Annotated in this window: 11 protein-coding genes; 5 read left to right on the top strand and 6 right to left on the bottom strand. The window is 71.5% G+C overall.

Annotated elements, in window-relative coordinates; genetic code table 11:
* Positions 1-7: 7 nt before the first annotated feature.
* From AB0F61_RS30375 to AB0F61_RS30360, 4 genes are all read right to left on the bottom strand, one after another.
* Entirely contained in the window at positions 8-2,284 is a 2,277-nt protein-coding gene (locus AB0F61_RS30375; protein WP_357816709.1) for a TOMM precursor leader peptide-binding protein, read from the bottom strand.
* A 127-nt stretch (positions 2,285-2,411) separates the two neighbouring features.
* Positions 2,412-3,449, bottom strand: coding sequence for a hypothetical protein (locus AB0F61_RS30370; protein WP_357816707.1), 1,038 nt, complete (start codon positions 3,447-3,449; stop codon positions 2,412-2,414).
* A 139-nt stretch (positions 3,450-3,588) separates the two neighbouring features.
* Complete coding sequence (locus tag AB0F61_RS30365; RefSeq protein ID WP_357816705.1) at positions 3,589-6,468, bottom strand: AAA family ATPase; 2,880 nt, start codon at positions 6,466-6,468, stop codon at positions 3,589-3,591.
* 718 nt (positions 6,469-7,186) lie between these two features.
* Entirely contained in the window at positions 7,187-7,846 is a 660-nt protein-coding gene (locus AB0F61_RS30360; protein ID WP_357816703.1) for a winged helix-turn-helix transcriptional regulator, read from the bottom strand.
* Positions 7,847-7,921: 75 nt separating this feature from the next.
* Between AB0F61_RS30360 and AB0F61_RS30355 the strand changes: the two genes are divergently transcribed.
* Both AB0F61_RS30355 and AB0F61_RS30350 read left to right on the top strand, forming a co-directional pair.
* Positions 7,922-8,494 (top strand): pyridoxamine 5'-phosphate oxidase family protein, encoded by a 573-nt coding sequence (locus AB0F61_RS30355; RefSeq protein ID WP_357816700.1) that lies wholly within the window; start codon positions 7,922-7,924, stop codon positions 8,492-8,494.
* Positions 8,495-8,501: 7 nt separating this feature from the next.
* A complete protein-coding gene (locus AB0F61_RS30350; RefSeq protein WP_357816697.1) occupies positions 8,502-9,110 on the top strand; it encodes a dihydrofolate reductase family protein in 609 nt (202 codons plus the stop codon).
* 42 nt (positions 9,111-9,152) lie between these two features.
* Here the strand turns inward: AB0F61_RS30350 and AB0F61_RS30345 are convergent, their stop codons facing one another.
* Entirely contained in the window at positions 9,153-9,578 is a 426-nt protein-coding gene (locus AB0F61_RS30345) for a hypothetical protein (protein WP_357816694.1), read from the bottom strand.
* A gap of 108 nt (positions 9,579-9,686) precedes the next feature.
* On the opposite strand from AB0F61_RS30345, the gene AB0F61_RS30340 reads away from it, so the two are divergent.
* On the top strand, positions 9,687-10,298 hold the full coding sequence (locus tag AB0F61_RS30340; RefSeq protein ID WP_357816691.1) for a hypothetical protein: 612 nt from the start codon (positions 9,687-9,689) through the stop codon (positions 10,296-10,298).
* Positions 10,299-10,333: 35 nt separating this feature from the next.
* Here the strand turns inward: AB0F61_RS30340 and AB0F61_RS30335 are convergent, their stop codons facing one another.
* A complete protein-coding gene (locus AB0F61_RS30335; protein WP_357816688.1) occupies positions 10,334-10,570 on the bottom strand; it encodes a hypothetical protein in 237 nt (78 codons plus the stop codon).
* A 174-nt stretch (positions 10,571-10,744) separates the two neighbouring features.
* Here AB0F61_RS30335 and AB0F61_RS30330 point away from each other — a divergent pair, with 174 nt between their 5' ends.
* The gene (locus AB0F61_RS30330; protein ID WP_357816685.1) at positions 10,745-11,608 is read left to right on the top strand and encodes an LLM class F420-dependent oxidoreductase; all 864 of its coding nucleotides are present in this window, start codon (positions 10,745-10,747) and stop codon (positions 11,606-11,608) included.
* A 653-nt stretch (positions 11,609-12,261) separates the two neighbouring features.
* Complete coding sequence (locus tag AB0F61_RS30325; RefSeq protein WP_357816780.1) at positions 12,262-13,569, top strand: RICIN domain-containing protein; 1,308 nt, start codon at positions 12,262-12,264, stop codon at positions 13,567-13,569.
* Positions 13,570-13,968: the final 399 nt, after the last annotated feature.

The following is a 13,968-nucleotide window of genomic DNA, read 5'->3' as shown; positions in this document are numbered from 1 at the left end:
CCGCCGGCTAGAAGAAGACGTTCAGCGGGTTGGCCGACGTCTCGTCGACGGCCAGCGGGCCCCGGCCGAGGCGGGCCGGCACGTCCCACAGTCGGCCGGGCCCGAGCCGCCGCCAGAAGTGCCGCAGGCCCGGAACGACGACCTTCACCACCGCCAGGTCGACGTCCGGACGGGACTGGTCGACGACGATCACCTCCAGGCCGGCCCGCTCCGCCCGGCGTACGCACCGCCGCACGTCGTCCCCGACGTCGCCGGTGGTGAGCGCCGGGTGGTCCGCCGCGGTGCGCGGCGCCCGGGTGGGATCGGGGGCCAGCCAGGGCTGGTCGGCCACCCGCACGGTGCCGAACCAGCGCGCGGTGTCCGGGTCGTCGACGCCGTACCGGTTGCCGGCGGCGGCCGGTCCGGCGACGGCGGGCAGGAACTGGTTCACCTCGGTGAGCGCCCGGGTCAGCGCGACAGGCGCGTCCAGGTGCGCGCCGAAGCCGACCAGCACGTCCTCCGGCCCCGCACCGACCCGCCGGGACACTGCGGCGAAGGTGGGTACACCGAGGTCGGCGGTCAGGTCGAGGGCCCACAGCTCGCGGCCGAGGGCGGTGGCGTGGTGGTCGACGCAGGCGGCGGTCCACGGGTCGGCGAACGAGGCGAGGTCCACCCCGGGCATCCGGGAGCGGTGGTACCACCACAGCGCGACGCTGTCCCGCTCCACGAGTTCGCAGAAGCCCTGCACGATCGCCTCGGACCGGGTGCCGCCGGCCGCGCAGCCGTTCGAGTCGGCCGAGCAGACGCCCAGCCCGGTCAGCTCCGGGTGCCCGTACCAGCAGTGCGCGGCGGGCAGCTCTCGCGGTGTCTGCCGGGTCAGCGACCAGCCCGTGGTCCAGTCCAGCTCCAGCTCGTCGGGCAGCGGGCGGGGAATGCGGTGCAGGTGGCCCAGGTCGCGGTTGAGCCGGTCCCGGTCGGCGTACTGGCGCTCCGAGAACAGCAGCAACTCCCGCAGGTGCACAGCCCGGTCCGGGCCGAGCTGCCGGTAACTGGCCCGGTGCACCGGGCGGTCGCCGCGCCACACCCCGCAGTAGCGCTCCACCGCCTCCCCAACCGCGCTCATCCGGGCCTGCAGGTCGGTCCGACCCTTGCCGCCGCTCTGCCCGCGCAGATTGCGGCGCAGAGCGGCGAGCTGGCGGGGCTGGGCGAAGTTGTGCCCGGCCGAGTAGGTGTGGGTGACGCCGTTGTCGGTCGCCTCCAGCGGGGTCAGCCGGCTCACCACGCCCAGATACCGGCTGACGTGGTGGGCGAGCGAGGCGTACACCTCGGCGGTTTCCCGGGTGCGGGAGTCCCCGCCCCGACTGGGCTGGGTACCGCTGGGGGGCAGGTCGATCCGGGGCTCGGCCTTGCCGACCAGGTCCGGGTAGCCGCAGGCGGGGCACTGCGGCTGGCGTACGAGCTGGTGGCTGTCCGTGCTCAGGTCCCTGGTGTCCAGGGCGACCATCCGGCCGGTGAGGCGCGGTGACGTGCCCCGGACGGCCAGCACGGCGAGTTCGGCGGCGAGCAGCCCGGCGGCCATGGTGGCCAGTCCGGGCAGGATCGCGCGGCCGGGCTGCGGCAGCGGAGCGCCCAGCTCCTGCCCGCCGAGGAAGGCGTTCACCTGTTCGTTCTCCTGCCAGCGTTGCCGCAGGCAGACCCAGCAGCCGGTGCGGCCCGGCACGAGGTGCGGGCCGAGGAAGACGACGTTGCCGTGTGGCCGGGCCAGGGTCCATCCACGACCGGTGGCCAGGTGACGGTCGTTGATCAGCGCCAGCCGGGGGTCGAGCATCGACGACGGCAGCACCAGCACCTGGGCGTCCCCCGGGTCGTGGTCCGTCGGGTCCGGCCCGACCACTGTCACGGCGAGCCCGAGGGCGCGCAGCGCGTCTGCGGTCTCGGCCACCCGGGGCGCACCGAGGTCCACGACGGTGACGGCTCCCCCGTTCATCCACCGCTTGCCGGCCTCGGGCGGGACACCCCGGGCGTCCCAGCCGGCGGCCTCGGCCGGCGAGGTGTGCGCCGGACCGGACACCAGCAGACCGTGGTCGCGCAGCCGGGCGAGGGCGGCGGCGACGGCGGCGACCGGGTGTCGGAGGGCCAGTCGAACCACCACGTCGGCCAGCGGCGCGGCACCGTCGAGCTCGTCGGCCAGGTCCGCGGCGACCGGGTCGTCGATGAGCAGGCTGCGGGTCTCCCCGAGCACCACGAGCGGACCGTCGGGCAGCCGCACCGGCACGTAGTCCGATCGGAAGCGCGGACGCCACATGGTTCCTCCCGAGCCTGGTGGTCGGACCGCCGGCGATCACGGCTGCTGTCATCGTCGCGGTCCCGGGCGTCCGATCCGAGTGATGCCACCGGTTTCTGCCGCCGGCGGCGTCGTGGACGCTCGGTGGTCAGCCGGCGGTGACGGTCAGCGCGGTGTCGTTGAGCCCCAGCACCGACGTGCCGGCGGCCTGCGCCGGCACGAGCAGCACGAAGGTCTCCACCCGGGTGACCCGGACCGACTTTCCGCTGATCGCGGTGCGATGACCGGTGGCGATCAGATCCGGGCTCTGCGGCGTCATCGTGACGGTGGCCGGGCCGCCGGGCGCGGGACGCAGCGTGTCGGTGGCGTGGATCGTCAGGAAGGTGAGCGTGCCGGTCGGCACCGCGACCGCGCAGTCCGACCACTCCGCCCGGTCCATCGTCCGCCGCACCGCCGCGCCGGCACCGGCGAGCTGCTGCCCGTAGACCTCCCAACCACCGGCGAACTGGCCGTCGAGCAGCGGGCTCGACGCGATCAGGGACCGGTTGCCCGTCGTGGACCCGATGCTGCGGGCGAACACCTCGGCGGCGAGGGCCCGGCGGCTGGTCTCGTCCAGGGCGGCACCGCCCGCCGTGGCCGGTCGGCCGTCGATGCTCCGGGCGACCACAAGCGACGGTTGGGTGACCTGAACGTTGTGGCTGAGCTTCCACTGGCCGTCGGCGCCCCGCACGAACTGGCTGACGTCGGTGGGGGCCAGCTCCGAGCCGGTCAGCCGGAGGGTGGCGGTGGCGAGGAAGCAGGTCGGGTCGCCGGGCGGCACCGCGAAGGCCGGATTGATGTGCTGGAAGGACGGTTGCGTCCGTTGGTTGTAGGCGGCCCGGCGTACCGCGGCGATGCTGAGGTCCAACGAGGGCGGAACCTCCTGGGTCCGCAGCGCCTCGACGTCACCGGCCACCGAGGCCGCCGAGTCGGCCTGGTCGAAGGCGGTGAGCACCAGCGCGGCCCGGTCCCGACCGAAGGTCGCCGGATCCTGGGGCGCCGGGGTGGCCGCGTCCACCGGTTCGCCACCACAGGCGGTGAGCACGAGCAGCGCCACCGTGGCGGCGGCGAACGGCAGTACCGGCACCGGCGCGGTGAGGGTACGCGGGCTCCTGACGGATCTTCTGCCCAGCATCTCGTCCTCCATCCACCACCGGTGCACGGGAATCGCGCCCGATGCAGTCGAGTATGTGAGCGGCTGTCGGGCCACGACGGCGGCGGCGCGGCCTCGTGCTGCCCGGCCTGTCGACGTTGCACGAAACGGTGTCATCCGGCCCGGGGCGCGGTCATCGATCGGTGTCATCGAGCCGGGCGACCCAGGCGACCAGAGCCGACCGGGAGGCGACGCCCGCCTTGCGGTAGATGCGGGTCAGGTGCGCCTCCACGGTGCGGGGGCTGATGTTCAGTTGCCGCCCGATCAGCCGGCTGGTGGCCCCGGTCGCCGCCAGCCGCGCGATGTGCCACTCCCGGTCGGTCAGGGCGGCGACCGCGCGCGGGCCGACCGGACGGGCCAGTCGCAGGCCCACCCGTTCCGTTCCGCACCACCCGGCCAGTTCCAGCGCCAGGCGGCGGGCCCGTGCCGCCAGGACGGTCTGGTCCGCGGCTTCGGCCGCCCGAGCCAGGGAGGCAAGCGCCAGGCTGCGCCGGAGCACCATCCCACCGGCGCGGAACAGGTCGGCCGCGGTTTCCAGGTGCGCCAGCGCCGCCGGGGCCTCGCCGCGGGCGAGCAGCACCTCGCCGTACGCCGACTCGGCGAAGCCCCGCTGCCCGGGGAGACCGACCTGGTCCGCCTCGGCCATTGCCAGCCGCGCCTGCCGTTCGGCGTCGGCTATCTCGCCGGCGGCGAGGGCGGCGGCGCAGAGCAGCTCGAACCACCTCGGCCGGAGGGTGCTCTGCAGACGGCTCAGCCGGCTGTCGCCGCCGGCCGACCGCACCAGCTCGGCACAGGTCGCCGGGTCACCGGAGAGCAGCGCCGCGGTCGCCAGAGCCGTCGCGGCGGTACGACCGCACCAGCTTGCGAGGTCGGTGGCGATTCCGGCGGCGCTGCGGGCCAACGCCACCGCCCGGTCGTCGTCCCGCAGGCCGCCCCGCCACGCCGTCGCCTCCGCCTCGAACGCCAGCGCGAAGCTCAGCAGGTGGTGACTGCCGATGCGCCGGGCGACGATGCCCGCCTCGGTGGCCATTCCGATGGCGGTGTGCAACTGGCCGCCGTGGTAGGCCACCTGACTGCGACCGAGCAGCAACTGGCACAGCCCGTCGTCGCGGTGCGAGGCACGGACCAACGTCAGCCCTCGGTCGAGGTGCCGTCCCGCGTCGGCCTGCCGTTCGAGGTACAACTCGGTCAGGCCGAGCGCGGTGAGGCAGTCGGGGTGGTCCCGCAGGTCCCCGTCGGGAAGCGCGTCGACGATCCGGGCGCCGGCGTCGAGCAGGCCGCGGGCGTCGTCGAGCGCGCCGTCGTGGACGGCGGCCAGACCGCGGACGGCCAGCAGGCCGGCCCGGTCCGCGCCGGAGCCGCCGAGATCTCCGCCGAGCACGTCGGGCAGCCCGGCCACGGGGCGGCCGGCCAGGATGCCGGCGACGCCGATCTCGGTGGCGAGTCGGTAGCCGCCGGTGGGCCCGGCGCCGGCCGGCAGGGCGGCCAACTCGCGCCGACTGATCGCCGCCGCTTCGGCGTAGTTGCCGAGCAGGCGTTCCACGCGTGCCCAGAGAGCTACCGCCTGCGCCCGTCGTCCCTGCGGGTCGGCGGGGAACAGCGGCACGATCTCCTGGAGCAGCGCCCTGCTCTCGGCCAGGTCACCCGCCTCCCCGGTGATCTGGGCCAGCACGAGCGACACGTCGTGGCGACGCTGCGTCAGACCGGCCGTCGGGCGCAGCGCACGCAGCGCCAGCCGTAGCCAACGGATGGCCAGGTCCGGTGTCTCGCGCCGAACCTCCTGCGCGGCCCGGCAGAGCACGTTGACGCAGCGGTCGGCCCAGCGGCCACTCGGGAGGGCGAGCAGGCGCTCCGCGTAGCGGGCCCGGTCCGCGGCTGGCGCGCCCAGCTCGACGAGCGCGGTGAGCGCCCGCGCGCACGCCTCCACCTGCCACGCCGGGTCGGTGTCCTGAGCGACAGCCATCCGCAGCACCGGGTGCCGGAAGGCGAACCGTCCAGTGCCGGGGACCCGGCGGATCAGGTCGAGCCGGGCCAGCCGCCAGCCGGCCTCGACCGCCAGTGCCACCGGGACCTGCGCGACCTCGGCGAGCAGATCCGCGGCGAAGGGCGCGTCGACGATCGCCCCGGCCCGCAGGCAGGCCAGGTCGACGGGGGGCAGGCCGGTCCACTCGCGGCGCAGCTCGGCCACCGCCGCGTCGGACAGCCGGGCGCCCGGTGCCGCACGGACCGGCTCGGCGCCCGTCGGGGTGGGGTCGACCGGGAGCGCCGCCAGGTAACCGGGGTTGCCGCCGGTCAGGTCGTACCGGGCGCGCACCTCCGCCTGGCCGACGCAGGGGTGCAGCAGCGCGACCTCGGCGAGGCTCAGGGGTTTCAGCTCGATCCGATCGTGTGCCGTCGGCTCCACATCGGCGTGTTCGCCGGGATCGGGTGGACCGAAGGGCATCGGGGTCGCCATCTGCCGCGGGCGGTAGACGAGCACGAGCAGCAGCGGGGCGGGCACCGGATACCGCAGCAGGTGGGCGATCAGCCCGGCGGAGGAGGCGTCCGCCCAGTGCAGGTCGTCGAGGACCAGCACCAGACCGTCCCGGGCCGCCAGGCCGATCAGCCGGCGGGCCAACTGGTACGTCCGGAACCGCCGGGCGTCCGAGGCCCGCGCTGGCGCTGGCGGCACCGCGGCGGCGGACTCCGCCCAGGTCTCCCCGGTGGACCGTCCGGCACGCAGCCCGCGTCGGGGTGACTGCCCCTCCGTGAAGGCGTGTCGGAACACATGGAAGGGGACTCCTCGTTCGTCCGGCGAGCAGGTCCCGACGACCCAGGGCACGGTGGGGACGGCCCGCTCCAGGGCCTCGCGGACGAAATGCGTCTTGCCGATGCCCGGCTCCCCGACCACCTCGCACACCATTTGCCAGCCACGGCTCAGGGCGGTGGCCTGGGCTCTTCCGATACGTGCCAACTGTGGCCGCCGCCCGACGAAGCGCGGGCTTGTTGACGCGCTTTCCAGCCCAGATTTCATCACGCAGACCAGACGCCTTCCGGCACGCTCCAGGGGGAATTGGAGGCACTATACCGGAGCACCGTCAATTGTCGAAAGACACCGATGTGAACGGCTCCTATTTGGCAAGTTGCAGGTCGGGGCGCGGCTCTTTCCCGAGATCGCACCACAACCCACAGAAACGGACCGGTCACCCAAAGGGTGGAACGATATCCCGGAAACCGACCAAATCGCCCACCTTCCGCGCCAAGGCAGTCGGCGAGCAGCTCCCCGGCCCGCACGGCCCCTCTGCACGGCTCCGACCAGGACAACCGGGTAATCAGCGAAGGGTCGTAACCGTCCCGAAATCCCCATGTTCATCGCCGCCTATGTCAATCAGTCGGGCCAGCAAGGGCTTGCGAACTGTGCCGCCGCACTGGTGTCGACGGCGACAAATGGCTGAGACCTCTCGCATAATTGGGCACCCTCCACCGACCGTCAAGAAGTGAGCACGGCAGGAAGCGGTCGCCGCAAGCACACGAAGGGACAAAAAATAAAAGCCGTAGGCCTCGCGCGGACGGAAACGGGCGGAGCACCCTCTCGGTCGATCGATGCTCGGACCAGACGCGGTGCCGAGGGTGCAGCCCGCCGAGCCGTCGGCCCCCAGCGCGGGCAGGGCGGCCATCCGCGACCGCAGAGCGGATGCGTGACCCCTGACGCACCGACACAGCGCGCGGATCAACACCAGCCGCGACTGACGTCAAACCTCAGGCGATGCGGGCGAAAGGAGCAGTGTCGTGAGGCGCCGCCTGGCGTGCGTGTCACCGCTCAGGCGCAACCGGCCCGAGTCGAGTGCCGCACCCATGGTGATCTGCTGTCCACAGACGGCCCGAAGGGTGCCGATGTCGGTGGTGAGCGTCGCATCGGGTTCGGGCGCGGTGCCGCGGCGGATCTGAAGCGCGCCGTCGGCGACCTCGGCGACGTACGTGTCGATGTCGATGTGGAACTCGTAGACGCCGCGCAGGTCGGCGGCCCGTGCCGGATCGAAGACCGCCTTGATGCTGAGCAGCAGGGAGTCGACGCCGAGTGCACCGTCGGGTGACTGCGGGGACTGGCTTCCCCAGCGACCGAACTGCAGGAGGATGGGTTCGAGCGCACGCCCCCAGTCGGTCAGCTCATAGAGGTGGACCCGCGTCGGCGGCCCCAGATCCCTACGATGCACGACCCCGTGCTCGGTCAACTGGCGTAGCCGCTGGCTCAGCACGTTCGGGCTCACGCCCGGCAGACCGCCGAGCAGATCGTTGAATCGCCGGGGCCCGAGCAGGAGATCGCGGACCACAAGCAGCGCCCAGCGCTCGCCGATGACGTCCAGTCCTCGTGCGACACCGCATGGATCGCCATAGCTACGCATGCCGCTCATGACCTCCAGCCTACCTGGATCCTATTTCAGGAGTGACACTTGTTTTGTAGGAGTTGGCCGTCTAGCTTGAATTTCATGAGCCTGCCCGCCTCTGACGCGATGCACCTGCCGCAAGGTGATGTGAAGCTGTTGGGCACCGCCGTGGCGCAGCGCCTCCTCGCCGCGCCCGTGGCACGACTCGCCTGGACCAGCAGAGACGGGACGCCACGGCTGATCCCGGTGAACTTCCTGTGGACCGGCGTGGAACTGGTCGTCGGCGCCTTCGCCGGCACCTACAAGATCGGTGACCTGCGCGCACGACCGGACGTGGCGATCTGTATCGACACCGCGGACGGGCTTCCGGAGGTGCTCATGCTTCGCGGCACGGTCACCCTGACGGAGGTCGAAGGCGTCCTGCCCGAGTACGCCGCCATCCAGCGTGCCGGAATGGGCGACGAGCTGGGAGCGGCCTACCTGGAAGCGATAGACAAGCCGGGCCTGCGGATGGTCCGGATCGGACTACGCCCCACCTGGGTCGGAGTCGTCGATTTCCAGGAGCGGTTCCCGGCCCGGACTCCGGCACCAGTCCGAGCGGCGCTGCGGGGCGAGCGCCAGCCACCACCATCGGGCACCAGGGACGAGTCCGGATCGGGACAGCGCCGAGGATGACCGCACCATGACGGAGGACGGAATGCGCAAGGTTGTCGTGTCGATGTGGACCACCCTCGACGGATTCGTCGCCGGCCCCGACGACGAGATGGGCTGGCTGCTGGTCGACGACCAGCTTCAGCGCTACGAGCGGGACCTGGTGGAGGCCGCCGGCAGTCTGCTGTTGGGCCGGATCACCCACGCCGACTTCGCCGGTTACTGGCCGTCGGCCGCCGGTGATCCCGACGAACCGGACGACGTTCGGGGATACGCCCAGCGGCTGGACGCTCTGGAAAAGGTAGTCGTCTCCGCCTCGGGCAACACGGCGACCTGGAAGAACACCCGGAGACTCACCCACCTCGACGCCGAGGCGATCACCGAGCTCAAGCGTGGGTCCGGCGGCGACATCGTGGTCTACGGCAGTCTCTCCGTGATCCGGTCACTGGCTGACCTCCACCTCATCGACGAGATCCATCTCCTGGTGCACCCCCTGTTCCTCCGCAAGGGCAAGGCGCTGTTCAGCGGGGATCAGCCGCCCGTACGTCTGGAGTTGGTGTCGGCCGAAACCTTCACCTCCGGGGTCGTCCTGACGAAGTACCGCCCGATCAGCGACACCCGAACCGCTTCCGAGCTGTAGCCGCCAGCCAGATCCTCGCCCACCAGCCCCCCGGCACCGCGCTCAGAAGCCTCGAAAGACACCGTCCGGGCTGGCCGCCCGTGCGAACTCGAAAAAGTCCATATTCGAGATCGACAGGTTGTTCTCGATCGCCTGGACCTGCCGGGGCGTTGTCCTGAACGGACCAGCCTCGTCGCCCTCGTTCAGGTTCACGACGAGCAGCGGATGCTCCGGCAGCGAGACGGTGACGGCGTCGACGACGAACACCACCGGGTGGCGGTAATGACGCGGGTAGGCGCGGGGATAGCCGGCCGCGATCGCCGTAGCGCTGAGACCGATCAGCTCACGGTCCTCGACGAACTCGACATGGGCCAGGAAGCCCTCTTCGGTGGGGCTGACGATCTCGTCCTTGAGGCGCTCCCACACACCGTCGTCGCGGAAGTCCGCACGAACGACAGGGACGCACCACGTCTCTGGCAGTCGGGCCATCGGCGAAGCGTAGCGGGTGACCCCGCGTGGGACGCGATCCGCGGCGGAGGCGGATGCTGGCCCACGGCTTGTCCGCCGGCATGGACGCCGCCCAACCATAATGGCCGGATGCTGACACCCGACGACTGGTGGCACGCGATAGAGCCGCGATTGCAGACGCAGATAGACGAGCTCCTGTGCACGGGCGGACTGATCCAGGCAGTCGCCCTCCTGCGCCGTGAAGGCGGACTACGACCGCTACCCGGTCTGTACGAGGCGCAGGATCTGCTGGTCGAGCGACGCGCCGAGCTGGGCCGACAGGGCCTACTGCCGCCCGCAACACCGCCGCCGACGACCGCGCAGCTCATCGCGAAGGCCGTCGCCATCACCGCACCGATCGTCGCAGTCGAAGCCTGTTGGAACGGCGACACCCAGGGCTGGTACGTCCTCCTGTTGGCGATCGTCAGCCGACCGGGCCGAGACCACGATCGCTTCGATGAGGTGCCGTTGGCGCTGCTCCGACACGGCGGCGACATCCGCCTGTTCAACGGGCAGGTGCCGCCGTGGCCGGAGGCGCAACAGGCGATCGAGCAGGGCCAGGCCGTCGCGCGACAGGTCGGCGTGCCGTTCCACTTCACCAGCCCCGAAGTGCCGGACGTTGACCTGCCGCGCTGGTGGGACACCCAACCCACCGATCGGGCGCAGCACCCGATTCGGCAGCGCGGCGATCAGCTGAGGTAGGCCCAACTGGAGCAGAATTTTCTGTCGTCCGTCGGTCACCCGTCGCCGGCGGCGCGGTGACGATCGGCCTCGGCATCCGCGGCACCTGTCGGAACGCCGTCGCCGTCGCGGGTGGCGTGGGACAGGTCCACGTCAGCTCCGGTCCGGGCCGCGTCGGCCGCCGCGTCGTCCGCACCGACAATCTCCCCGCCGGAGTCGGCGACCGCGCCGTCGTCGTCGACGAGCCGTTCGGGGGCGGCAAGTCCAATCGGTACGTACCTGGGCTCAGTCATCTGGTCCTCCTCGGGGGTTTCCTGTGTGCTTCCCTACCGCTACCCCGAGGCGCGCTCGACACACCCTCGACCATGTCGCCGTGGGGCCTGCTCGGCTCGACGGCCGCGCCGGTCCGAGTCGGAACCTCGGCCGGCGCGCAGTCGCGCCCCGCCGAAGTTGCGTAGTCTCCCGGTATGGCACAACGACTCGTCAGCGTGTGGCAACCGTTCTTCCTCGCCAGTGAGAGTCGGGGCGCGGCCATCGATGCCGCGACCGAGTTGGAGGAGATGGGCTACGCGCGACTCTGGTTCTCCGGCGGTTTCGGGGAGAACGTCGCCCCACGCTTCCGGGAGATCCTGGACGGGACCACGCGCATCGGAGTCGCGTCGGGGATCGTGAGCATCTGGCACTCGTCGCCCCCGGAGGTGGCGGCGTTCGCCCTGGACGCGGAGCGGGCCCATCCCGGCCGGTTCCTGCTCGGTCTCGGCGCCAGCCATGCCGTGCTGTTGGAGGGCAGCGGCACGGCGTACCGCAAGCCGTACTCGAAGATGGTGGGTTACCTCGACGGTCTCGACGCTGCGGGGCTCCCTCCCGAGCGGCGGGTCCTGGCCGCACTCGGCCCACGAATGCTCGAACTTTCCCGCGACCGCGCAGCCGGGGCGCACCCGTACTTCGTCCCTGCCGAACACACCGCCGAGGCGCGGGCCGCGCTCGGACCGGACCGCCTGCTCGCCCCCGAGGTCGCGGTGGTCCTCGAAGCCGACGCCACCGCCGCCCGCGGCACCGCCCGGCAGTACACGAGCCGGTACCTCGCCCTGCCCAACTACACGAACAACCTGCGGCGATTCGGCTGGACCGACGAGGACTTCGCCGGAGGTGGGAGCGACCGCCTCGTGGACGCCCTGATCCCCTGGGGCACCGTCGAGCAGGTCGCGGCCGGGGTGCAGAAGCACTACCAGGCCGGTGCCGACGAGGTGGCGATCCAGGTGCTCAACGGCGGCGACGCCACGACATTCCCGGCCGACGCGTTCCGCGCTCTCGCCGCGGCCCTGATCTGACCTTCCAGGGGACGGACACCGTCTGCTCGCTGGTATCGGGCCCGCGACGGGCATCACGGTCCTGATCTTCGAACTCCGCTGCCGTCGAGCACAGAGCGTCGAGGAGAAGGCCGCCGCCGCCCGGGCCGCCAGGCGATCCATCCGTAGTTCGCCCCGCCCTGGGGGACGCGGCGCCGTCACCGCCCCAGACTGCCGGTCAGCACCACGCCATGCTGTGACGTCATACGTCAGACGATGATGCTAATCTATTTCCGCGCGGTAAACGGATCTCGACTGCGGAAGGATCACGATGGCATCGAATCGCTCGGTGGTCGGCTCCGCATTCGAGCGTCGTACCCGCGCACGAGCGGCCAGCATCATCCCCGCGGCCGCGGCAGGAGGCGCAGTGGTCCGGCCCGGACGACGGGCGAGCACCACCGTGACGACCGTCCCCGCCCGTACGGACGACGGCGTCGCCGCGTCCACGTCCGCGGCCGGCCACGCGCCGTCCCCTGCTGGCCGATGTCTCGGCAACCGGAACGGGACACCCACCCATCCGCGCGTCGCCGACGCCAATCGGACGCCACACCTCGCCATCCACGCATACCCAAGGAGGTTTGACTGTGCCACTTCGTAAACTCTCCGCCCCCTGGATAGGGGCGGCCATGGCCGCCATGATGCTTGTCGCCGTCGGGGCGTACGTCATCATGACCGGCGCATCGGCGTCCGCGGCCACCACCGCCGGCTGCGGCAAGGCACCTGGACTGAGCAGCGGCACCCACACCATCCAGAGCAGCGGAAAGAGCCGCAGCTTCATCCTTCGGCTGCCCGACAACTACAACAACACCTATGCCCACCGGCTGGCCTTCGGGTTCCACTGGTTGGGAGGCACCGCCAGTCAGGTTGCGAGCGGCGGCACCGACGGAGCCCCGTGGGCCTACTACGGCATGCTCTCGCAGGCGAACAACACGACGATCTTCGTCGCCCCGCAGGGCATCGGCAACGGCTGGGGCAACTCCAATGGTGAGGACGTGACCTTCACCGACGACATGATCCGCATGATCGACAACGCGCTCTGTGTCGACACCACCCAACGTTTCTCGGTCGGGTTCAGCTACGGCGGCGCGATGAGCTACTCGTTGGCGTGTTCCCGACCGACCGTGTTCCGTGCGGTCGCGGCAATCGCCGCTCCCGGGGCGATCAGCGGATGCAGCGGCGGCACCCAGCCGGTGGCGTACCTGGGCATTCACGGCATCAACGACAACATCGCGAGCGGACGGTCGCTGCGCGACAGGTTCGTCCGGAACAACGGCTGTGCCGCGCAGACCCCGCCGGAGCCGAGGGCGGGCAGCCTGACCCACATCACCACCGCCTACTCGTGCCAGCCCGGATACCCGGTGGTCTGGGCCGCGTTCGACGGCGGCCATCAGCAAGGGCCGGTCGACGGGTGTGCGGGCTGTGAGAGCGGCGCGCGGAGCTGGGTCAAGCAGGAGGTGTGGGGGTTCTTCAGCCAGTTCGGGTCCACCGTGCCACCCACCAGCGCACCGCCCACCACCACTCCCCCGCCGTCGAGCCCGCCGCCGGGTGGTCAGCAGAACGTGCTGATCGTGGGTAGCCAGTCCGGCCGCTGCATCGACGTCCCCGGATCCAGCACCACCAACGGGGCCCGCCCGGCGCTGTGGGACTGTCACGGTCGCACCAACCAGCGCTGGACCCACACCTCGAATCGCGCCCTGACCGTCTACGGCAACAAGTGTCTGGACGCCAGCGGGGCGGGCACCAGCAACGGCACCGCTGTCATCATCTGGGACTGCAACGGCCAGTCCAACCAGCAGTGGAACCTGAACTCCAACGGCACCATCACCTCAGCCCAGTCGGGGCTCTGCCTCGACGCCATCAACTCCGGCACGGCCAACGGAACGCAACTGCACCTCTGGGCCTGCCAAGGCGGCGCCAACCAGCAGTGGAGCACGCGCAACTAGTGCCGCATCCGGCTCCTGCCGAGACGCGCCGCCCGGGTCCCGTCCCGGGCGGCGCGTGGTCGTCAGGCCGTGCGGACGCAGCAGTTCGCCGCCGCCGGCACCGGCCTCGCCAGCACGGACCGCACCCCGTGGGAGAGGCGAAGGCCCACCCGGTCGCGGCCGCCCCGGGAGGGCGAAACCCGGCGGAAGGGCGCCGCCGCCCGGCGAGCCGTCGTACGGTCGAGGCACGGGTGCGCCGACCGGACCGGCCGTCGGTCCGCCCGTGATCGGATCACGCCTTCGGGGAGACCTGTGTTTACCGACTCCGAGGAACTGCTGCGATACCTCAAGAACGAGGACGTGAAGTTCGTCGACGTTCGTTTCTGTGACCTGCCCGGTGTGATGCAGCACTTCAATCTG

Origin of the sequence: Micromonospora sp. NPDC023888, from assembly GCF_040639415.1 — a bacterium.
Lineage (GTDB): Bacteria > Actinomycetota > Actinomycetes > Mycobacteriales > Micromonosporaceae > Micromonospora.
The sequence above is the reverse complement of the archived record's forward strand: the minus strand, read 5'-3'. Positions and strand labels throughout refer to the sequence as shown.

Bases quoted from the DNA above. Each gene is read 5' to 3' on its own strand.
- AB0F61_RS30335 (WP_357816688.1), bottom strand. From the start codon at position 10,570: ATGACTGAGCCCAGGTACGTACCGATTGGACTTGCCGCCCCCGAACGG.
- AB0F61_RS30365 (WP_357816705.1), bottom strand. From the start codon at position 6,468: ATGAAATCTGGGCTGGAAAGCGCGTCAACAAGCCCGCGCTTCGTCGGG.
- AB0F61_RS30370 (WP_357816707.1), bottom strand. From the start codon at position 3,449: ATGGAGGACGAGATGCTGGGCAGAAGATCCGTCAGGAGCCCGCGTACC.
- AB0F61_RS30325 (WP_357816780.1), top strand. From the start codon at position 12,262: ATGATGCTTGTCGCCGTCGGGGCGTACGTCATCATGACCGGCGCATCG.
- AB0F61_RS30375 (WP_357816709.1), bottom strand. From the start codon at position 2,284: ATGTGGCGTCCGCGCTTCCGATCGGACTACGTGCCGGTGCGGCTGCCC.
- AB0F61_RS30345 (WP_357816694.1), bottom strand. From the start codon at position 9,578: ATGGCCCGACTGCCAGAGACGTGGTGCGTCCCTGTCGTTCGTGCGGAC.
- AB0F61_RS30360 (WP_357816703.1), bottom strand. From the start codon at position 7,846: ATGAGCGGCATGCGTAGCTATGGCGATCCATGCGGTGTCGCACGAGGA.
- AB0F61_RS30340 (WP_357816691.1), top strand. From the start codon at position 9,687: ATGCTGACACCCGACGACTGGTGGCACGCGATAGAGCCGCGATTGCAG.
- AB0F61_RS30350 (WP_357816697.1), top strand. From the start codon at position 8,502: ATGACGGAGGACGGAATGCGCAAGGTTGTCGTGTCGATGTGGACCACC.
- AB0F61_RS30355 (WP_357816700.1), top strand. From the start codon at position 7,922: ATGAGCCTGCCCGCCTCTGACGCGATGCACCTGCCGCAAGGTGATGTG.
- AB0F61_RS30330 (WP_357816685.1), top strand. From the start codon at position 10,745: ATGGCACAACGACTCGTCAGCGTGTGGCAACCGTTCTTCCTCGCCAGT.